The organism is Microcoleus sp. T2B6 (assembly GCF_036700475.1).
Lineage (GTDB): Bacteria > Cyanobacteriota > Cyanobacteriia > Cyanobacteriales > Microcoleaceae > Microcoleus.
In genome coordinates this window covers 1-19,900 of the sequence record NZ_JAUBOZ010000002.1, presented here as the reverse complement: position 1 = coordinate 19,900, position 19,900 = coordinate 1, and the positions used below count along the sequence as shown (strand labels likewise).

The window sequence follows — 19,900 nt, the reverse complement described above, 5'->3', positions numbered from 1 at the left end:
GGTTACTACAATCTACTTTTTTGGATGAGAATATAAATCTACCAGGCGACTCAGATAAATTCTGGCTACACCGCTCTCATCATAATCAATATAATGACGTACTTTCAAACGTAAGGGGCGAGAATCTTTACCTTTGAAAGTAATCCCAGTTAAAGGTACAGCGTGTTTTAATCCTTGAGAACCATCGGAAACTAAACTAAATCCATTTGATTCTTTCTCAACTTGAGTTCCCCAAAGGATTTGATCTTCATCTGGTAGACATTCTGGTTTATTGTCATCTTGAACTAGACGTGCTGTCCAGTTTTTTCCGACTTTCCAAAGCATAACTTCAGCATTTTCACCAAAGATTCGACATTGTTGGAGAGTAGGCGATCGCAATTTAGCCAATTGGGGAAATACATCCTCATCTCCTGATGTCACCAACTTGTAGTCATCGCCTCTAAATTTACCCCAAATTACTCCATCATCAGCATGAGCTAATAACCAAATTACTCTATCGTCACCATGAGATAATAAGTTTTGAAATTGATACTGCTTTGCCTTAGCTTGTAACCAGTTGTACAAAGAAGGCGTATCCATAATATCCTGAGTATCTTCAAGGGTTTTGCAATCGGGTTTATTCATTAGCATTCAATACCTCAGTTGGATAATTGACTAATTTTTGAAAAAATTTTTCTAATCTACCAGAATCGCTCACTACAAGGGGTTCTTTTTCACCTGTTTGATTGATCGTCCATACCTCTTTATGCTGTAACTTTTTTTCCCGATCCCAGATATACTGGGTCAAGGTTGCGTTTTTTCCCTGTAACCTTCCCCGCCCGATACTACTTTCACCTCCAACAGGTAAATCACTTGTCCATAAATCTTTCAGCAAGAGTAACAATAATCCAATTTCATGGTTGTATGGATTGCGTAACTCTAGTTCAATAGTGACAATGGTTTTATCACCACCAAAGATAGGTTGTTCCTCAAATAATGCACCGTGATACGCACCACCTGTAAAGCGATCGATCGCAATCCGATTTTGTACTAATTCAGTTGCATCTTTGATAACTTTTTCATGGACAACTAAACGGCTTGCTTTTGCCTGTTTGCTTTTATCCTTGCTAAAGTCAGGGCCAAATACTTCATCAATGATGCTTGTTGGCTTCTCAAGGGTATTAATAATCCTCTCAGCACGATGTCGTAATACTCCTGCTAAACTCGTACCAGATAATACTGATACTGGATTAGTTTCGTTATGTCGATGAGATTTTAAGTGTACAACATCAGGGGCGCGTCCAGTAGAATCTTGACCGGAAGGGATCAGGAGAGAACCGACTAATTTGAATTCGGCGTGGATGAGGAAGCGATCGCGCTTATCATCCTGATTCTCTAATGATACTCCCAGAGCTGTAGCAATTGATGAATAAGTTTCGCGATCGGGAAATAAACCTGTATGCCAATGTTCAAAACTTAACCACGAAGTGCGATCAATCGCATCTTCCAAGTTAAAATTCCAAACCTGCCATTCTTTGACATGACAGCGACCAAAACCGCGCCGCTTTTTCATGCCAATCCCGATTTCACCTCGTTCTAAACCTTCTAAGGCTAATGCTAAACAATTAATTAATGGTTGCTGTTCTGTTTGAGCTTTATTTTTTTCTATGAGCAATTCAAAGTAGAGCGGAAATTCTGTTCCTGCCGCTAACAGTTCCAAGTCATATTTATGGCCGGGTTTGGCTGTGCCAGTTGTGAGTTCAATTTCTACACCATCTCTTAATTCCACAGTCGGGATAGTGCTGCTAATAGCATCATTGACAATTAATGGACTTTGTTCGCCTTCAGGATCGCGACGAGTACCACCAAATAAGTTAGTAGCCCGATCGCCATTTTGTTCTTCCTCTACACCGTATCCGTGTTGGTACTCCCGCAAGTAGTTTCGCAAAGCACCTGCAATCGATGCACCAGTTAAAAGCGTACAGTCGCTCACGCTATCTCTCAGCAATGCGATATCCGTTGGACTCTCTGCATCACCGCTTCCCAAGCAAGTCGGCGTATCTAAGATTAACGTACCCCGTACAATGATGCGTTGGGCGATCGGGCGGTGACAGCGCTTTAGACGTTCTTGAGTCATCATTTTTTCTCCTTAGTTGCCTTCTTCGCTACCGCCATAATCAGCCGCAGCGTGTACTTTTCAGCTAGCTTATCTTCTCTGGCGCGATCGTCATCAAACTTGCGATCGATATTAGCAATTCTTACTTCTATTCCATTAATCCAATCAGTTGGGTTACTCAACCACTCATCTAGCTGTTGTCTGAATGATTTATCGCCGATTTTTGTGCGATCGAACTGACTCTTAGCATTCGATGGTAAATTGTTGAGCAGCGAGATCACTAAACTACAATCGCCATTGGGAAGTCCTTGTCGTGCCACAGATTGTAGTCGTGACAGTTGGCTGTTAGTGATGCATTCATCCAATTTGAAACGTCCCACCTTTGTTTGAAGATATTGCTCTAGCTTTTGCTCTAACAATCTTTGTGCCATTTGTTCAGCCAAAAGATGTGAACTTTCTTTTTTCAAAGAAGTATAGCTACTAGATGGTTTAGCTAAACTGGCTGAAAACTCTTCTTTTTTTAACCAATTTACAGCAATTCGACCAAAACCATCTTCTCTTCTCTCCCCAATTCCATAGGCTTCAAGTTGTTTAATTTGTGATTCATTTATCTCAATATCTTTGAAAACGATCGCACTTCCTGCTGCCAATGCTGGTACTTGAGGCAAAGGCAATCCCCATTTACGGTTAAATCCACCAATTAAAGTGCTAGCCACAAAAACATTGCTAGGTTCAGGTAATGAGATATTTAACACTTCCTCAATAGCTTGTTTAATTATCCTTGGATCTGCTACAGCTTGACCGCATTCATTCCTTAAAAGCGTGTCGCTTAAAAGTGTAATATTTAAAATTTCCTCATTATTTTCACGGTTTTCTGCTGGATCTCCAATTTCATCCCAATCATTAAGAGATTTTACATCTATAATCTTGGTATGTCCGTATCCGGCACTTTGAGAACCCCCTAGCCAGATGTTTGGTTCGGTGACTAATAACATCTGAATTGCGATCGCGTCTCTATCTTCGCAGAGGATGACTGATTGAAATGTTTGTCCCGCCTCTAGGGCATCGTAGCGGAAAAGTTCACCTTGATTATCTGTAGAACGTCCTTTTTGGCGATCACGAAAATTATGAATATTAATCCGCCGCTTTTCTTTGTATAGTTTGACAACTCCCCGTTCCTTTCTCCAGAAGTATTCACCAACAGACTTTGGAGTTTCTGGATTGTCTCCTCTCTCAATACTGAAATCATAGACAGTAATAGGCGAATCCTCCTTAAGTTCTTCATCCTTATCCTTGAACCAACATAAAGGCAGGGGAAGAGTACGTTGCGGTTGCTTTTCATCACTCAAAAGATAAGCATTTAAGTAGCGCGTACTGTTGGCATCGAAAAATAATCGCTTCACTTCCTTATTGATTAAATCCAGTTCTGCTAACTGATTCTGCCTCATATAACGTCCAATCATTGCACCGCGAATCATGCTACCAGAAATGTAAGAATACGATACATCACTGTTGGGATCGCCTTGAAATGAAGTAGCGAGAATTGGTTGCTGAGTTTGTAATGTTAAAGTAATTGCTTTCATGCAACTTTCTCCTTAATTCCTTGTCCAAAATAGTTGGCATAGTGATGCGTGATATCATTACCATCTGCATCATTTAACGTACATTGCACATGACCGCGACCTCGATTTCTGCCACTTCCTAAGCGCCGGAGTGCCAACGCACCAACTGCTAAAAGCGATAGCATTTCATCACTTGGCATCTTTTCAAAAATTAAGTCAGCCGTGAAACAAAGGTCGCGCAAAACTACACGAAATGAACGCAAACTCCCCTCATCTGGTGTACCGGATTGTGAGTCGATAGAAGTTTGACGACGGATAGTTGTTAGAGAGTAAAGTACATCTTTTTCTGTTAATCTTTTCTCTTGTTCCTTTTCTTGTTGAATCTGATGAGCAACTGCTTGGCGTAAATCCTCTGGCAAGGAAGCATCGCCTACATGAACTGCTGCAATTGTGCCGATGGTACTCCCCAACGTACCGAACAAATTGCAAGCAACTGTTTCCCAATCCTGTTTATGATTAGTTAACACAGCAATTAAGTTATCGGATTCTTCACTCAGCAATCCCTTGAGAGTACGCCCCCGCAAGTAGGGAAAACCAAAAGAATCGTGTTCGACTTCTTGGTCAATTAAACCTGCGACTCCATCTCCCCGTCCAAAAGTTGTATCACTCAGCAGTTTTATTTTCAATCTGTAAATCGGCATCTGATTCTTCCCTCAGTGAGATATAAAAGTCCATCGCTTCAATGGCATCAAAGTAACCACATACTCCATCTAGCCAACCATCTTTAGCTAAATTATCACTACGACCACTAGATTCTGGGAAAGTTGGCAGTTGCTCATCCTTTATTCTGTAGTTTTTGAGAAAATTCTGAGTTGCTTCAATTCCTTGACGCAGTACATCTCGTAAAGCAATCACCTTATTTCGACGACCTTTCCAATCTTCATCTTCATTTAAGTGCTTGACTACTTTGGTGAAACCTTGCCAAGTACGCCAATCGCTATCTATTTCTTGTTTTAAACTAATAGGTCGCATTGCCAAATTACCTGCAGGTACTTGAAATTCGCGATCGCGAATTTCAGAAATCGATCCACTTAAGCCACTGGCTGCTAGATGCCAATCCAAAGCTGAGAAATCTCCTTTGTCTTCATCTTTAACAAATTTTTTAGCTTTTCGGCACAAATCTTCGCTAAGTTGATAAGCGCGTGCAAAGGGATAATGAGTTTTCACAACACAAATTCCTGCACAAGCTTTAATATCCTCATTATCTGCAATTGGCTGGTTTTCGAGTGCTTCAAGATACATAGCAGCCAGTTCTAAACCTAAGCGTCCATCACAAACGAACGTGACATCATCACCACCATAGACTAGAGGACGGAAGGGTAAATAATTATTTCTTATTTCAAACTTACCTTTTACCTTTCTCTTCCCATCTGTATCTACCTCAATCGATTCAACCAGTATTTTTATTACTTTTTTCAGTGCATTAATACCGGCCTGATTAACGCTGTGGGAAAGTTTACGCATATCGATAATGTAGTCCCGGTTGCCTTTATCCTTGCCAAAATTTTGAAACCGCTTACCCATACCATTGGCATCAGCATGAATCACAGCAACATAGCTAGAATCTCCTTCAGAACGCCCCATTTTGTCGGTTCTCAGAGGGAATTCATAGGCATCTAAAGAAGTGGAAAACATTGCTTGCAGTTTATCGTTAGCTTTAGAAACAACTTTAATTTTTGCATCAATCTCTGTCGAAATAAGATAGGGTTCGTCATCTTCAAATTTTTCACTTTCACCTACAGCGACTAACTGAGTCGATCGACAAGTTGCAGTCACACCCAAACCCAGCAATGGTGCAGAGGGTATCCGGCTGCGCTTTTTGGCATCCAAGTCATTTTTCATCAAATTCTGAACGACATCATATAGAGATTGACTATCCCAATCAAATTCTTGATGAACAGCTACAAGATTAATTCCTGGTGCTTCTTCTAAGATTCGCTTGCTCAAAATTTGAGTAAATTGCACGGCATATTTCTTATCTGAAAACAGCAAGATTGTATTGCCACCACCTGCATAAACTAATTCAGCAGCTAGTCCATCATCTTCGATGCGCGGTTTTGCATCTGGTTGATGTTGTTTAGGAGCGAATGCGTAAACTTTTCGATTTATATCTTTGCGCGCGAAAGTATCTAAAGCTTCTCTAGCCCAGTCATCTGTTGCCTGAGAAACTAGGTAAGATGCACCAATATTTTCGCGCAGGCGGTTGCTACCGAAAATGTAGGGTTGAATTCCTGTTGTATCTAGTACAGTGACAGTAAAATTTTTCATCTTGCATCCTTATCATTTTGCTTAATCCATTCTGCAATCCTGCTCGCTAAATCCATTAGGTCATCACGTCCAAATACAGCAATCTTTTTGTCATCTAGCACTGCTACCTCTGCTTTGAGAGTATCTGGTTCGTCAGTACAGCAAATTAAAGCGACTCTTGCTTCATCACCGCCCATTTGTCGCGCTCGTAAGTAGGCTTCAAACAGCTTTACTTTGCATAAGTCTCTTTTGCTAGTTGTTGAGACAGATATCGCAAAAAGCTGATAACCTCGTGTAAACGCTACATCAAATTCAAATCCATTTCTAGTTCCTTTAAGAGGAACTTCAAAATTAAGTCCATAGTCCTTGATGGAATGCAAATCGGCAATATTTTTGACTTGCTGCAAAACATAATGCTCTAACCACAAACCATCCAAGTATTTACAAAAATGTTTGATTTCCGGAAAAATTCCTTTTTGTTGTACTACTTGTAACGATATTTTATCATCCGGTGTAACCAAGTTTTCTCTTTTTAGGTATTTAATGACTGCTGGCGGTGCTGTTTCGACAGATATCGATAATCCCGCTAGCTCAGACTTGCTTTTCCAATCACCATAATTACTATTTTTCTTCTTGCGTGCCTCTTGGCAGAATACGTTGTAGTACCAATCAAACCAACGCTTTGCTTGATTTTCATCCTTAAATACTGTTGCTAGTCCTGCTGCTAATTCCGGTAAGTGTGCTTTTTTTGTAGGATTTCCGTCCAACTCTAAGCCGTGAATTTGGAAAAGTTTTGCAAGTTGAACTTGCAACATCTCTGGTTTCACTTTGATTGGTTCGATGGGAGTGTTCTCGCTGTCTATGCACATCTTTAATTTACGCGGGTCAAGATAGCTAAACACAGTCTGGGGACGCTCTTTGCTAAAAACTGCTCTGTAAGCGTGTACAGCCATCGCCTTCGTACCGCCCGTATAATTCAATCCAATTTTTCCATCCTTGATAGTTTCTAGCTTGGAGCGAATTGCCTTTTGAATCTGATAGGCATCAGCTTCGCCATCGTTGAGCGACACAAGTTGAGCTGTCTTTAAACCAATTGGTTCGCTACTCAATATTGTTTGCAGACGCTTGGCTGGCTTCTCTGTACCAGTCGTGTACACAAGGTAGGGCGTACCTCCTGGATTTAACAAAAGTCTCGCCGCAACATAATTCGGCAAAGGGTTCTCGCCAATCAGCAAAAACAGGTGGTCAACTTTGTACTTGTCGAACTCAGATGTACTCATAAAGCCTGTCTCTCCGTCTTGCTCAACTTGTACGCCAATTATTGCATACTATCGGAAACACCCCCTTCCGATCGCCCTTACGCTATAAAAAACAACATAAATTCACCAAACGACAGTGAACCCAACCTTTCGCAATCCCCCCAACCCCAAAATTTTACAGCAGCTAGCCAACGGCTCCCTCGACCAAATTCACAATCTCACCCGCGCCATCAGGTTATGGGTTTTGTTAAGTTGGCTGTACAGCGACGAGGGATATATTGCCCTTAGCAGTCCCTTTACCTATGCTGATTGGCGCGCAGCTTTCTTTGGCGAGAATTACAAAGATGAAAAGCAAGAAGATATTGCCAACTATCCAGATCCAAATTGTGCTTGCAACAAAACAACGAAACAGTGGTTGATTAAAGAGGACGTGTCTGTAAACGAGTGGCGGCGCTCTTTACGAAAACAGATTGCAATTTCCGAACTCGATTTAGACGAGCTATTGGCAGAAAAGTTATTTGCTCAGGTGCGAAAATCGCTGCAAAATGACTTCGATTTATTGGTGGATAGGCATTTGCTGCAACGGTTAACCAGCGTGACGGGTAGAAGTAAAAACTACCGCCGAGTTGAACAAATACCGCCACTTTCCAGTCAAACAGAAAACCCCAATACAGACAGCAACTTGACTCCAAAAACACAGGCTTATCTCGCTGCTACTTTGGGGATGTTTAGTTTTCTCGACCCAAGTTTGCCTTTATTAGCCGACCAATTTTCAGAAGAGGTAGTTGATGAAGATAATCACCGCGTCTTTTTGTACGTTGATTATCTCGTACCCGAATCTAGTCCCATGCAAGATGCTGTCGATCAATTTCAGAGCGAAGTGCAGGAAATGTGGGATTCTCAAAACATCGCTCCTTTGCTATTAACTTATCGCAGCGCTCATCTAGATCAGATTAAAGAGTGCGTTGTTTATCCTGTTTGTATTTACTTTATGGATCGAGCTAAATATTTGTGTGCCTACGGCAGCACCCCCAGAGGTGAAATTAATTGGTACAAATATCGGCTCGATCGCATAATTTCAAAACGTCTAGAATCCTTGGATTGGCAAGATTATCGGGTTCCGCAATTACTCAAAGAAAAATATCAGGAAAATAACCTGCCAACTCCCAAAACAGTTAACGATATGTTAAAGGAAGCTTGGGGCTGCGATTTTTATAAAGAAACTGCGCTGATGGTATTACGGTTCGATCGCACTTTTCATCAAAGTTATATGCAGGGAATCAGCATTCACCATACCTGTACCGCCATAGATATCGATCGCGCCGCCACATTAATCACACAATACACTCCCAACCCAGAACATCGATCGGCACTTTTACAAATCCTCCAGTCTCGCCCAACCGACGATGCTTACTACCAAGTCACTTACCGAGAGACAGACTACTACCCGCTGAGGTGGTTGCGCGCTTTAGGTTCAGAAGTCGAAATTCTGCTTCCTTGGGACTTGCGACAGAAAATGGCCGTAGAAATCCAAAAAACTCGGAACTTGTACCAATAGTCTTTTGCTCGATAATTATCAAAGCTATTGTGGAAAACTTGCTGATTTCTGTGGAAAACCCCCCTTTTCCTGTGGAAAACTAGCACTAAATTAAGTGCGATCGCTTTAATTCCCTTGATAGCATTTAAAAAATTGGAGGAATTGCGATCGCAAAAACCGCCTTCCTCCTTCATCCCTCAAGCTGCTGTTTGCTTGGCATACACCCTACATTTTTCCTCCTTCCTGCTTCCTCTTTCCTTCTTTTTTTTCTTCAGAATCGTAGCTAATTTGGTCGGAATGGTAAGCCGGCGGCTCAACGTGAATTAAGATGCGTACAGGGCTAAAACGTTCTTCCAAACGGGCTTCTACTTCTTCTGTAATCCGGTGAGCTGTTTCTACATCGACAGCATCCACAATCATGTGCATCTCAATAAATACTTGACGCCCTACAACGCCACGGGAGGCGATCGAGTGACAGTTGACAACCCCCGGTACATCGATCGCGATCGCGTGAATAACTTCCGGTGCGATCGCCATTTCATCCACCAACCAAGGCAGATTTTCCCTTAAAACCTTCCAACCGCTGCTAAATACCAAAACAGCCACAGGAAAAGACAAAAACACATCCAGGAATTGCAGTTGAGGTATATTCCAAACCTGCCCTTGCCAAACACCAATCAACCCGCCGATAACCATAATTGTCACCCAAACATCGCTCATCGTGTGCTGAGCGTCAGCCACTAAAATCGCGCTACCGAGACGTTGGCCAACTCTGCGCTCGTAAAAAGTGACAAAAATATTAATCCCCAGTACAATCAGCAAAATCCACAATTCATTTGGGGATATTTTGACAACTTTACCCCCGTTAATCAGCCTTTCGACAGCACCGCTGAGAATTTCAAAACAGGCAATTCCCAGAAAAGCAGCAATTCCCAGAGCTCCAAGAGCATCAAATTTTTGGTGTCCGTAGGGATGATCGCGATCGGGCTGCGGATTGGCATAATGATTAGTTACCAATCCTAAAATATTATTAGCGCTGTCCGTGACGCTGTGCAAAGCATCTGCCAGCAAACTGAGGGAACCAGTCAGCCATCCCACGGCTGCTTTAATTGCCATCACCAGCAAATTTAGTAATAAAGTAATTATTAAAACCTTGCGGACTTCGGAACGGTTATCGGCAACCATAAAATATCCTCGCTCAGCCGTCAAGTTTTCTGGCTTCTAGTTTAAAGCTTATCAAGTCATAAAAGGTTAAAAGTATTGCTGAATCTAGCTTGCGACTAGATTTATATTCATTAATTTAGCCTAGCTTCTTGAGACAATTTTTAATTAATACCAGTTTCGCCGTCCAATTGAGCTGGAATGTACTTCTTTTGGGTTACTATATTTTTTATCATTAACAATAGTATGTTAAATTTCATTGCCCATGTCTCTTTCTCCGCTGACACTGAATTTAGTCGAAGGTTCTGTCTCCTTTAGCTTTTCCCCGCAAGCCGCGCGGGATTTGCAAAGCGAAATTGCAGCTTTGATGGAAAGCTTGAAAGCTGTAGCAGCCAAAACCGCTGGCGCTAAAGCTTCTCCCCAAAAACCGATGGAATATCGGTATGCAGGAGATGTATTTTTGGAAGTTTTCTGCAACCCGAATATCTGGCCAACTCCTTTTGCTGCAAAAGTGCTGATTACGGTTAGGGACGATCGCGTGCGCGTCACCACCGAAGCCGAACTCAGCCGCCTGCGCGACGATCTCGCTCAGTATATCGAACAAGTCGGTTGAAATTCTCAACCTCAAGCCCGCGCGTTTGTCAAGGTTAAATTCCCATTAGAATCATGGGCGTTTTGGCTTCAGTAGGGTGCGTCAGCTAGGGTTCTTTTATCGGTAATTGAGAGACTCTCTTCTGACGCACCCTAGGACTAATTGGCTTAGTAAGGTGCGTCAGCTAGGTTTCTTGTATCGGTAATTGAGAGACTCTCTTCTGACGCACCCTACGACTGACATACCCTACGACTAATTTCTAATTGCTAGCTTTAATTTTTTGTCAGGGGATAGCTATCGGCTGGCGAAGCCGACCATTCCCACATTGAACCTGCATAATTCTTAGCATTAAATCCCACATTTGTCAAGACACAAGTCAACCATGCAGAGCGAATTCCCCCAGTACAATAACTCACAATTTGAGTTGACTGCGAAACTCCTTTTTGCTGCAAAATAGCGACAATTTCCCCACGACTCAGCAGTTTTCCCTGTTTGTCCATTAACTGTTTATAGTAAAGGTGAACCGCACCGGGAATGTGGCCGCCCCGCTGTTCTCCGTAAGGCGTTTTACCTGCATATTCTCGCGGCTCTCTGGCGTCAATAATGACTAAATTATCATCTCCTAAAATAGCTTTCAATTCATCCCGCTGAATTTCCCAATTCGAGCGGCGAGATATTACAAAATCTCCTGTTTTCTGTCGATTGTTTGCAGCTTTTACTCGATTAATTCCAGCTTTGATTAAAGCCCGATATCCTCCATCGACAAAAACTGCTTTTTCGTGTCCCAAAGTCCGCAACATCCAAACAATTCGCCCGTCTTCGCCCCACCCTTTCACGGAATCGGCAACGACTATGACCGGTTTGTCTTGACAAATACCAATTGCTTGCAGTTTTTGAGTTAAAACTGTGTTGTTTTCGAGAATTTTTCCCCTGTGGGGAAAGTCGGAACGCGAAAATTCCTGCCAAGTTACGGGAATAGCTGGTGGGAGACGACAAAACCACTTTAAAATAGGTGCGCGAGCATCTAGTAAAGTAGCTTCTTGTTCCAGCAATTGCTTAGCTAAATCTGCATTTACTATCCAGTTATTTGCTAAATTACCCAGTAAATTAGACATGATTTATTGAGCAACTTTGGCTGTATTAGCACCGCAGGCTAAAACCCCTTTGGTATTAGTTGGATTAGCTGGTTTAGTCTTGCCAGGAGCAGCATTTATACACAAGATTGTTTGGGTATTGTTTCCTACCAAAAATACTCCCCCCACAAAACTTTTGAGATTAGCTTGCTTCGATACTCCGTAGTTAAATACAGCACCTTTTTTCACCATGCCGATCGAGTAGCTGTAATTGGCTGAGTTAGGTTTAACTTGGAGACCGAGATAAACCAATAGATTGGAAACAGAACTTGTAAAGCCTGCTTTTTCAGCATAGTAAACTTGCTGGGCTTTATTCATCGAACCCACAAAATTTTTCGCTTGTGATTCCTTAGCTTTAAGCGTTTGTGACACTTGAGCTTCCGAGACAGGACTGAAAACAACTGGCAGAGTTAGAGCTGCGATCGCAACTTTGAGCTGCCAGTTGCGGCTGCTAGAAATCATGCTTAATTTCACATATAACAGGCGGAATGAGCGGTTGAGAAACATACAATTAAACTAATTGTTTTGCCTGAAACTGTTTCAACGCCCCAGGAGCAACCGTGCCGTGTTCAGTAATAATTCCTGAGATTAATTCCGCCGGAGTTACGTCAAAAGCGGGATTGTAAAATTCTACTCCCACAGGACAAATTCGCGTAGTTCCAACTTGATACATTTCAACTGGATCGCGTTCCTCAATGGGGATTTTGCTGCCGTCGGAAAGTTCAAAATCAATTGTTGACAGAGGCGCGGCAACAAAGAAGGGGACATTGTGAGCTTTGGCAACAATTGCTAAACTGTAAGTGCCAATTTTATTAGCAGCGTCGCCATTAGCAGCGATTCTGTCTGCACCGACAACTACTGCGTGAATCATGCCGAGTTTCATGCAGTGGGCTGCCATATTGTCGGCTATTAATGTGACAGGAATTCCTTCTTGCACGCATTCCCAAGTGGTTAGTTTTGCACCTTGGAGACGGGGCCGAGTTTCGTCTGCAAAAACTCTTCCGAGTCTTCCTTCTCGCCAAGCAGAACGAAATACACCTAAAGCAGTACCGTAGCCTGCTGTTGCTAATGCACCTGCATTGCAGTGAGTTAGTAAGTTCAATTTTTCCGGTGTAGCTGGGAGAACTTCTAAACCTTTGTCGCCGATATCTTTACAAGTTTGCAAGTCTTCTGCTTGAATGGTTTTGGCCATTTCTAACAATGTTTTTTGCACTTGTTCGACAGAACCGCTAGTTCTCTCGGCAGTTTTGAGCATTCGCGATATTGCCCAAAACAAATTAACCGCAGTGGGACGAGTGGAACGCAATAACTCGCCAACTTGTTCTAATTTAGCGAGAAATTCGGTACGATCGCCCGTTTCGATTTCTCGCGCCCCCAAATACATCCCGTAGGCTGCTGCAACCCCGATCGCCGGAGCACCTCGGACTATCATAGTTTTAATCGCCTCAGCCATATCTTCGCAGCGACTAATTTCGACTACCCCGTATTCTTTCGGCAGCCGGTTTTGGTCAATTAGCAGAACTCGGTCTTCCATCCAGGTGACGGGCGAAACAGGGGAGTTTTGAGCGGTCATCTATTTCAATTATGTGAGGGACAAGTTTCTATGATGCCATGAAGGCGACTATTCCCGCCACTTCGATCGACAAAACCCGCCTAATTAAGCGGGTTTTGTAGTTTCCCTAAATAGTTTCACTCTTTGCCAATGATTAAACAATCACTCTCCACTTTAGAAAGCATATCTGGAAAAGCTGATGTGTAGTTGCCATCTTTGTCTACAATCCTGCGGAGTATATATCCGCTCTCAGCAGGTCTGCCGAAAAACGAGTTTGTGCGATGCCAGATATCTCCATTCGGAGTGTTCGGATCTCGATCGATCAAAAAATCTACAAGCCACTGCGGCACACACCATCCAAACACTATCGGCGAAATGTGTCCGTGCTGCAAAGTTGCATCAGAGAATCGAAACAAGTAGCTGAAGCGAGAAAATTTGACAAAATAAATTAACATCCGTCCCGCCATTGATGAATGAAATGTCCAGATAACAGGGGCAAAAACGCGCAGCAATAACGTCAGTTGGTCAGCATTCCAGTCTGAACTGTGCATCGTCAGACAATGGTCTGGTAAAACATTCCCGTCCATAAAAAAGATACCTTGCAGGACTTCAGGTAACTCGGCTGGATGTTCTACTTTCATCCAATTCGCGATGTCTTTTAGTTGCTTTTGTTCGATTAACATGGTATTATTTATCCTCAAAATTGTTGTGCTTTGGTTTCCTATTAGATACCCCCTTGATTTCTGAGTCGATCGATCGGACTTCGTTTGTGTGGCGTGCGGTTTCAACTCACATCTTGCACCATTCTCAATAAGGCTTTTATGTGCGGGCAGGATGCCCACCCCACAAGCAATTAATTCTTTGTGGAACAGGCATCTTGCCTGTTCTTGAGAATTGTGTAATATAGCGGTTCTCAAGCGTGGTGAGGTATGCCCGATGCCCGATGCCCGATGCCCGATGCCCGATGCCCGATGCCCGATGCCCGATGCCCGATGCCCATGAGTACCTCATATGAGAGATCGAAAGGCTATATCTCAGTTTCAACCGCTATCTGATGCGAGCTTTTGGATTAATTACCCCTGCAAATTCGGCTCAGAGGTTCGTCGCACTTTGCCTACCGTACTCACAACATCCACGAGCATCTTGAGTGCGATGTCTTTACCGGGGCAAATCCGTCCCGCACTCCGATCGCCCACGGAATGAAATCCCATATGAAAAGGGCACAGATTCTCCCGCTTAGCGTTGAATTCGTATACCGTAGAACCCCAGAAACTCTCGTCTAGCAGCCCCAAACTGAGCGGTATCAGTACCTTGGTTCCGGCAGGGAAAGTGCGATCTTTGCCCGCTACCGTTGCGGTGAAAGGCTCTGTCGCGACTCGGTGCGTGGCGCTGACGGGAGCCCAGAGGCGGGCGCATTCCAGGAGGAACAGCTCGATCGACTGGCGATCGTCCAAATCGAGCTCGTCCCAAAAATCAGTCGGGTTAATTTCGGCCGTCTGCTGTCCTTTATAGGCGGGGAGAGGCTGGTATCCCATTGCCGTGTAGCCTAGGTGCAGGGGGCCTTGCAGTCCCGCTATGCCCATAATTGATGTCATCAGCTTTGCCAATTCCCGCTTAGTCATGCCGTTGTTTTCCGAGCTCTCCTGGAAGTCGGCTAAAGCTGGGGAATTTTCATAGATAGTCGCTGCACGCTCGATTAGAGTAGACAAATCCCCGTGTCCAAACAGGTTCAGGCTTTGCAGCAGGTTGCCGATGACTGCGAAGTAGTGCAGCGGGCTTTGGCGAGTGTAATGTAATTCGGTGAGAAGTTCGATCGACTCTGAATCGTCTGGATTAATCCCAAAGATGACGTAGTGCAGATATCGGACTAAAAATCCCATCCAACCCCGCTTGACATCGGTAAAAAACGCTCCCCCCGCACCGTGCGACATCTCGGCATAATCTGCAGCTAGCCTCAGCAGCAACCGTCGGGCGATTTCGTCCCCTTGGCGATCCGTTGTCGCACTGTTGAATAGATATTTCTGCATACAGCTTCGGAATGCTGCGTGGTTGCTGGTATCGTCAGTGGCGCGATCGGACAAAGACAGCAGGAAAAGGTTCCTACCGCCGACATCTTGGTTGGGCGCGCGATCGGGATCGAGTACAGAAGTACCAAGCCGCCATCCGCGCGCCTGGGGCGATGTGAGTGCTTTTTCCAGCGTGTCAAACTCTCCCATCACGACTTGCCCCGCGCAGCAAAAGTTCGCTCCAAAAGCCAGCCGTTTTATCGGCAAATACGTGGGTTCGTTGGCAATCAAACCCTCAATCAGGGCGATCGGAGGTAGCATCGTTTTGCTGAGACTCTCCTCCGGGTTTTGCAAAGCCCAAACCTGAAACTCGTTCAGGGCCGGGTTCATCAGCGATGAGAAAATAGTATCTAAATTTAGGTTCATCATAATTCCTCCGAGAATCCTTCGCCATAACGCGCTTCGCATTTAGCAGCAAGAGGGTATTGAGCGGCAATTGAGCCGGTATTCAATCCCACTTAATTGCCAAAATAAGTAAGTATAACTATAGCCATCTTTATTGGTGCACGCAGTGGCAATATAGATATAGTTTTACTGAATATGTATGCGCCCAAGTCTAGCCTTGTCCCGGAGATTGAGTGGAATTTATAACGATTTCTGGTAAGTATATCTACTTTCTGCATCTAAACTATTAGCCCCACTCTCTGATAGCCGCACATAAATACGATTTATGTGCGACTACTTGCTATTAAAGTTAGCCGAAATTTGCGACATTAATTAGAGTGGACGATACCCCATTAATAGAAGCTAAAATTTCTCCGGTTGCAGCCAACCGGATTAAAGTTGAACCGCTATCTTGGACAATCGCCAATTGCGAGAAAATCAGTCCGTTACCCAATACTAACAAATCTTTACCGACTTCAAAGTCAGTAATCGTATCAGTACCGGAATTCGTAGAGAGTAAAAACTTATCTACTCCCATGCCTCCCGTCAAAGTATCAAGTCCCAAACCGCCCGTCAGTAAATCATCTCCCTTACCTCCGTAAAGCATATCATTACCATCATCGCCATTCAAAATGTCAGCACCACGGTTGCCAAATAAGGTATCATCACCGCTACTTCCGAGCAAAGTATCGCTACCTTTGCCACCGAAAACCGAGTCATTCCCCAGAACTCCATTGAGGGAATCATTGCCCCTCATGCCCATCAGCAAATTATTCGCGCTGTCGCCAGTCAGGATATCGTCGCCATTGGTACCAAGAATTGCATTCGGGGAATTGCTGCCCAAATCTACATCGCCGCTGACAACAGGAGTTGCAATCACAGCCGGCAATACTACAGCTTCAATTCTCCTATCTAAAGCAGTACCTGTATTGTCAGCAACTACCTGGGAAATAGGTTTATTTCCGCTACCAACTGATTTGAAGTCTTGAGTAGTTGGGCCTAAAGCTACTTGTTGGACGCGGGCAAGTGATTCAGGAATTGAGGTTCCTGTTGGGTTGGAGACAGCGCTATCAATGCGCTGATTGGCTGTTGCCATTACAGTCGCAGCTTGGGAGGTAATTTGGGTAACAGTTTGGCTGTTAAAACTGGGGTCTATTTGCTGGATTTTAGCTGCTGCTTGCTGAATGATTGGTTCTAAGGCTGCTGCATTACTGAGGTTTAAAACTGTACCGGATTGAATTTGAACGGTAATTGAACTGACAACAGCTTTGACAATATCCTGACTAGCTGCACTGGAAGCACCGTCAATCAAACCGCTGGTTTGAGTGATGAAGTTTTGGACTTTGACCATTTCGGATAAGACTTGGACTCCGCCCGGTTGATTGTTGTTGGTAGCGTCGATCGGGTCGAAATCGGTGATGTCAACATCAGGGGGAATCGCCAGAGAAGATTTGACAAGAGATTGCGCTGTTTCCGGTGCAACTCCCTTATCAATTAAATCCACTACCAAACTCGTTAACAGCGTGACAACAGTAGCATCCGCAGGTGCTGTGACGGGTGTTTCTAGTGGCAAACCAGTAGCGGTGTCAGTGCCTCCAAAAGCAACTATATTGCCTTCCTCTGGATCAACTTCCCCATTCTGATTTTTGTCAAAGGTTTCCAAGGGAATATCGAGTTCGTATTCACCTTTAGGGCCCGTTATTGTAGAGGATTCGTTCGCATCCTTTACCCCATTCTTGTTACCATCAAAGAACACAGTAGCGCCAGCAATGTAACCGTCGATTACAGAACCCCGACCTTGATTGTAAACATCGAAAAATGCTATATCCGATGCACCAGCAGCATCCCTGGCTGTTACCCGAATCCAGTAGTTTTGACCGCGCGGCAAGTTATTGTCAACCCTGAAAGTGCGGCTGCTGGCGTCGAAACTCATTCCTGTTGGTAAGGGACTAATGCGGTTCCAACTTGTCGGGATTGGCGATCGCCCCCCGCTGACATTTCGCCACTCGAAATTGCTCACATTTTCATACCAATCAGCAGTGTAAGTCAGCGTATCGCCGGGATCGGGGTCAGTGAAAGTGTTGTTTTGAAAAGTAAACTGCAAGTTGCCAGGACTCGAACCCGGTTGCAAGCTCAAACCTTGTTCACGGAACGGAATGGTCAAGACTGGCGGACGGTTGACGCCAGGACTCAGATTCAGATTAATATAACCTGACGATCCGCCGAAGCCATCTACTGCTATTTTGTAAGTCGTACCGGCAGTAGCAGTAAAATTGACTCGACTGGTTTGACCTCCAGCAGGGTCGTTATTATTGCTAGCAACAGTCGCCAAACTAGAAACTGAACTGCCAGTGTAAACCCCTAGCAAAGTATCGAAGGAACTGCCCGCCGTAGAAACTGTTACCGGGCCAGAACTTGGGGCTGTCCAAGACCACCAAATAGATTTACCACCGCTGTTACCTGCGTGATTTAATTCTCCTGTCTGTTTAGTGCCATTGACATTTAAGCCAGTTGTGGAAAAAGAACTACCGCTGACAGTTTTTGCCTTCTCAAGATTATCATTTGAGTGCCGCCAATTAGCACCGTAAATTGCAGTATTGTTCAGCGTGCGAGCATTATTTGTGGAACTCGTTCCTGTGGGTTCGCCGAGATATGTGCGATCGGGATTAGACCAGCGATTAATCCGCGTAGTGGGAGGATCGCTTTGGTAAGACATTACGGTGCGGAAAGTGTTTGGGCTGGCGGTATCCCGATAGCCGTAAGAATAGGGATAAGAAACAGCACTAAAAGCGTTTTCTGAATTGTGGTCAGCACCTAGGTTGTGTCCTAGTTCGTGGGCAAAGCTGTAATTTCCTGCTGCACAACTCCTCTTGACTACAGTAAAGCCTGAATTTGCAAACCCATAGCTAGGACTTGTCATTACGTAACCCAGACCGCAGTAATCTAAGCTATTAACAAATAAGCTCACCATGTCAGCCGAATAGGTGTCCCGCAGTTGGTGAACATTGTCTAAAAAACCATCGGAAGTATTGCGGAGTCTGCCTAAATCTGTGCTGGCATTGCCACTTTCGGTGTAGGATATCTCCTGTCTGTGTACTATTCGTATCCGCTGGTTGACGCCACTGTTTTCGTAACCTAAATTTGTTTCAGATTCGGCCAGGTCAATCAAGGTATTCATGGCATCAGTACCCCCCTCGGCGTCTTTGGCTGACGCGGTATAAACGACCATGACATCTATTACCGCAGGGTCGTCGCCAGTCAAATCGTAGCTGATGTCTGGAAGGTCAGCCAAACTGTCGCTGGGGACGGGAACTGCATCGCTTTCTTGGTTAAATTCGGCAGGATCGGGAAAGGCTGCTTGGTCGATTTCTCGAATGCTGTGCAGACCGTTACCTGCATAACGAATTTGGTAAAATTTGTCTTTATACCTGATATTGCCGATCGCCACGCCATCCTTTTTACTGTTGGTCAAGATGACTTCACTGTCATCTAAAGCACCTTGAATTCTGCCAATCCGCACCCAACTTTGTCCATTGGATGAGGTTTGTACTTTGTCAATGATTACGTCAAAAGACGTATCGTTGAATAAGTTAAGGTTGAGCGGCCCTTCGTCTAAACTCTGTTGTGGGTCGTCTATTAAGTCAAATTTGACGTTAGATAAGCGCTGTCGCTTAACAGTGGGGTCGTCAAGGTCAGCTTCTGCGACAACTTGCCCGGGTGACAGGGGAATGAATAAAGAATTGCGTTTGTTGGCTAGGGTATCATTATCGCTATTGGTGACAGCGACATCGGCTGCATTTAAGCCGTTATAATTGTTGTCCGCACTAACAGCAGGGGCAGTAACAATCGTGTAAGCTTGCTCGCCGTCAACAACATTATCATCAACACCTGTTAATGTTACCGTTTGCGCTGCATTCCAGTTACCAGAATTGAAAGTCAGCGAGACAGGTGAAACTGTTCCTTCTGTTGTATTTGAACTTCCTAAATCTATTTTGACATCAGCAGTAGGTTGGCTGTTGAGTTTGACATTAAATGTGGCTGTTTGGCCTGCTTCTGTCGTGGTTAATCCACTTGCAGCATTAACACTAATTCCAGCAGGTGTCGGTGTTGGTATTGGAGGTGTTGGGGTTGGTGTTGGGGTTGGTGTTGGGGTTGGTGTTGGTATAGGAGGTGTTGGAGTAGGAGGTGTTGGAGTAGGAGGTGTTGGAGTAGGAGGTGTTGGGGTTGGAGGTGTGGGAGTAGGAGGTGTGGG

At 44.2% G+C, this 19,900-nt stretch carries 16 protein-coding genes; 2 read left to right on the top strand and 14 right to left on the bottom strand.

What is annotated here, in order from left to right; genetic code table 11:
• Nucleotides 1-12 precede the first annotated feature (12 nt).
• Genes csx19 through QUA00_RS01080 form a run of 6 tightly spaced genes read right to left on the bottom strand, consistent with a single transcriptional unit; the run spans nucleotide 13 to nucleotide 7,244 of the window.
• Complete coding sequence (csx19, locus tag QUA00_RS01105) at nucleotides 13-630, bottom strand: type III-D CRISPR-associated protein Csx19 (RefSeq protein WP_333408416.1); 618 nt, start codon at nucleotides 628-630, stop codon at nucleotides 13-15.
• Nucleotides 617-2,116, bottom strand: coding sequence for an RAMP superfamily CRISPR-associated protein (locus QUA00_RS01100; RefSeq protein WP_333408415.1), 1,500 nt, complete (start codon nucleotides 2,114-2,116; stop codon nucleotides 617-619). Before QUA00_RS01100 ends, csx19 begins: the two co-directional genes overlap by 14 nt.
• A complete protein-coding gene (locus QUA00_RS01095; RefSeq protein WP_333408414.1) occupies nucleotides 2,116-3,678 on the bottom strand; it encodes a CRISPR-associated protein Csx10 in 1,563 nt (520 codons plus the stop codon). Before QUA00_RS01095 ends, QUA00_RS01100 begins: the two co-directional genes overlap by 1 nt.
• Nucleotides 3,675-4,358: an RAMP superfamily CRISPR-associated protein gene (locus QUA00_RS01090; protein ID WP_333408413.1), complete on the bottom strand. Its 684-nt coding sequence runs from the start codon at nucleotides 4,356-4,358 to the stop codon at nucleotides 3,675-3,677. The genes QUA00_RS01095 and QUA00_RS01090 overlap by 4 nt, the downstream gene beginning before the upstream one ends.
• Nucleotides 4,321-5,985 carry a Cas10/Cmr2 second palm domain-containing protein gene (locus QUA00_RS01085; protein ID WP_333408412.1) on the bottom strand — a complete coding sequence of 555 codons (1,665 nt, stop codon included), beginning with the start codon at nucleotides 5,983-5,985 and terminating at the stop codon, nucleotides 4,321-4,323. Before QUA00_RS01085 ends, QUA00_RS01090 begins: the two co-directional genes overlap by 38 nt.
• Entirely contained in the window at nucleotides 5,982-7,244 is a 1,263-nt protein-coding gene (locus QUA00_RS01080; RefSeq protein WP_333408411.1) for a Card1-like endonuclease domain-containing protein, read from the bottom strand. Before QUA00_RS01080 ends, QUA00_RS01085 begins: the two co-directional genes overlap by 4 nt.
• Before the next feature lie 115 nt (nucleotides 7,245-7,359).
• On the opposite strand from QUA00_RS01080, the gene QUA00_RS01075 reads away from it, so the two are divergent.
• Nucleotides 7,360-8,781, top strand: coding sequence for a TIGR03985 family CRISPR-associated protein (locus tag QUA00_RS01075; RefSeq protein ID WP_333408410.1), 1,422 nt, complete (start codon nucleotides 7,360-7,362; stop codon nucleotides 8,779-8,781).
• Nucleotides 8,782-8,985: 204 nt separating this feature from the next.
• Here the strand turns inward: QUA00_RS01075 and QUA00_RS01070 are convergent, their stop codons facing one another.
• Nucleotides 8,986-9,945 (bottom strand): cation diffusion facilitator family transporter, encoded by a 960-nt coding sequence (locus QUA00_RS01070; RefSeq protein ID WP_333408409.1) that lies wholly within the window; start codon nucleotides 9,943-9,945, stop codon nucleotides 8,986-8,988.
• 241 nt (nucleotides 9,946-10,186) lie between these two features.
• On the opposite strand from QUA00_RS01070, the gene QUA00_RS01065 reads away from it, so the two are divergent.
• Nucleotides 10,187-10,534, top strand: a complete 348-nt coding sequence (locus tag QUA00_RS01065) for a hypothetical protein (RefSeq protein WP_015174783.1) — start codon at nucleotides 10,187-10,189, stop codon at nucleotides 10,532-10,534.
• Between the two features lie 251 nt (nucleotides 10,535-10,785).
• Here the strand turns inward: QUA00_RS01065 and QUA00_RS01060 are convergent, their stop codons facing one another.
• The 7 genes from QUA00_RS01060 to QUA00_RS01030 all read right to left on the bottom strand — a co-directional run.
• A complete protein-coding gene (locus tag QUA00_RS01060) occupies nucleotides 10,786-11,628 on the bottom strand; it encodes a rhodanese-like domain-containing protein (protein ID WP_333408408.1) in 843 nt (280 codons plus the stop codon).
• Nucleotides 11,629-11,631: 3 nt separating this feature from the next.
• Entirely contained in the window at nucleotides 11,632-12,153 is a 522-nt protein-coding gene (locus QUA00_RS01055) for a type IV pilin-like G/H family protein (RefSeq protein WP_333408407.1), read from the bottom strand.
• A 4-nt stretch (nucleotides 12,154-12,157) separates the two neighbouring features.
• On the bottom strand, nucleotides 12,158-13,219 hold the full coding sequence (gene mtnA / locus QUA00_RS01050; protein ID WP_333101759.1) for an S-methyl-5-thioribose-1-phosphate isomerase: 1,062 nt from the start codon (nucleotides 13,217-13,219) through the stop codon (nucleotides 12,158-12,160).
• A 116-nt stretch (nucleotides 13,220-13,335) separates the two neighbouring features.
• Nucleotides 13,336-13,881 carry a hypothetical protein gene (locus QUA00_RS01045; protein ID WP_333408406.1) on the bottom strand — a complete coding sequence of 182 codons (546 nt, stop codon included), beginning with the start codon at nucleotides 13,879-13,881 and terminating at the stop codon, nucleotides 13,336-13,338.
• A 136-nt stretch (nucleotides 13,882-14,017) separates the two neighbouring features.
• Entirely contained in the window at nucleotides 14,018-14,209 is a 192-nt protein-coding gene (locus QUA00_RS01040) for a hypothetical protein (protein WP_333408405.1), read from the bottom strand.
• A gap of 62 nt (nucleotides 14,210-14,271) precedes the next feature.
• Nucleotides 14,272-15,633: a cytochrome 450 gene (locus QUA00_RS01035; RefSeq protein ID WP_333408404.1), complete on the bottom strand. Its 1,362-nt coding sequence runs from the start codon at nucleotides 15,631-15,633 to the stop codon at nucleotides 14,272-14,274.
• A gap of 325 nt (nucleotides 15,634-15,958) precedes the next feature.
• Nucleotides 15,959-19,900: M12 family metallo-peptidase (locus QUA00_RS01030; protein WP_333408403.1), on the bottom strand; the 3,942-nt coding region annotated here is incomplete at its 5' end.

What these genes read in the sequence shown, in the direction of transcription:
- QUA00_RS01095 (WP_333408414.1), bottom strand. Translation starts at nt 3,678, where the DNA reads ATGAAAGCAATTACTTTAACATTACAAACTCAGCAACCAATTCTCGCT.
- QUA00_RS01070 (WP_333408409.1), bottom strand. Translation starts at nt 9,945, where the DNA reads ATGGTTGCCGATAACCGTTCCGAAGTCCGCAAGGTTTTAATAATTACT.
- QUA00_RS01080 (WP_333408411.1), bottom strand. Translation starts at nt 7,244, where the DNA reads ATGAGTACATCTGAGTTCGACAAGTACAAAGTTGACCACCTGTTTTTG.
- mtnA (WP_333101759.1), bottom strand. Translation starts at nt 13,219, where the DNA reads ATGACCGCTCAAAACTCCCCTGTTTCGCCCGTCACCTGGATGGAAGAC.
- QUA00_RS01035 (WP_333408404.1), bottom strand. Translation starts at nt 15,633, where the DNA reads ATGATGAACCTAAATTTAGATACTATTTTCTCATCGCTGATGAACCCG.
- csx19 (WP_333408416.1), bottom strand. Translation starts at nt 630, where the DNA reads ATGCTAATGAATAAACCCGATTGCAAAACCCTTGAAGATACTCAGGAT.
- QUA00_RS01090 (WP_333408413.1), bottom strand. Translation starts at nt 4,358, where the DNA reads ATGCCGATTTACAGATTGAAAATAAAACTGCTGAGTGATACAACTTTT.
- QUA00_RS01055 (WP_333408407.1), bottom strand. Translation starts at nt 12,153, where the DNA reads ATGTTTCTCAACCGCTCATTCCGCCTGTTATATGTGAAATTAAGCATG.
- QUA00_RS01060 (WP_333408408.1), bottom strand. Translation starts at nt 11,628, where the DNA reads ATGTCTAATTTACTGGGTAATTTAGCAAATAACTGGATAGTAAATGCA.
- QUA00_RS01040 (WP_333408405.1), bottom strand. Translation starts at nt 14,209, where the DNA reads ATGAGGTACTCATGGGCATCGGGCATCGGGCATCGGGCATCGGGCATC.
- QUA00_RS01100 (WP_333408415.1), bottom strand. Translation starts at nt 2,116, where the DNA reads ATGACTCAAGAACGTCTAAAGCGCTGTCACCGCCCGATCGCCCAACGC.
- QUA00_RS01085 (WP_333408412.1), bottom strand. Translation starts at nt 5,985, where the DNA reads ATGAAAAATTTTACTGTCACTGTACTAGATACAACAGGAATTCAACCC.
- QUA00_RS01045 (WP_333408406.1), bottom strand. Translation starts at nt 13,881, where the DNA reads ATGTTAATCGAACAAAAGCAACTAAAAGACATCGCGAATTGGATGAAA.
- QUA00_RS01065 (WP_015174783.1), top strand. Translation starts at nt 10,187, where the DNA reads ATGTCTCTTTCTCCGCTGACACTGAATTTAGTCGAAGGTTCTGTCTCC.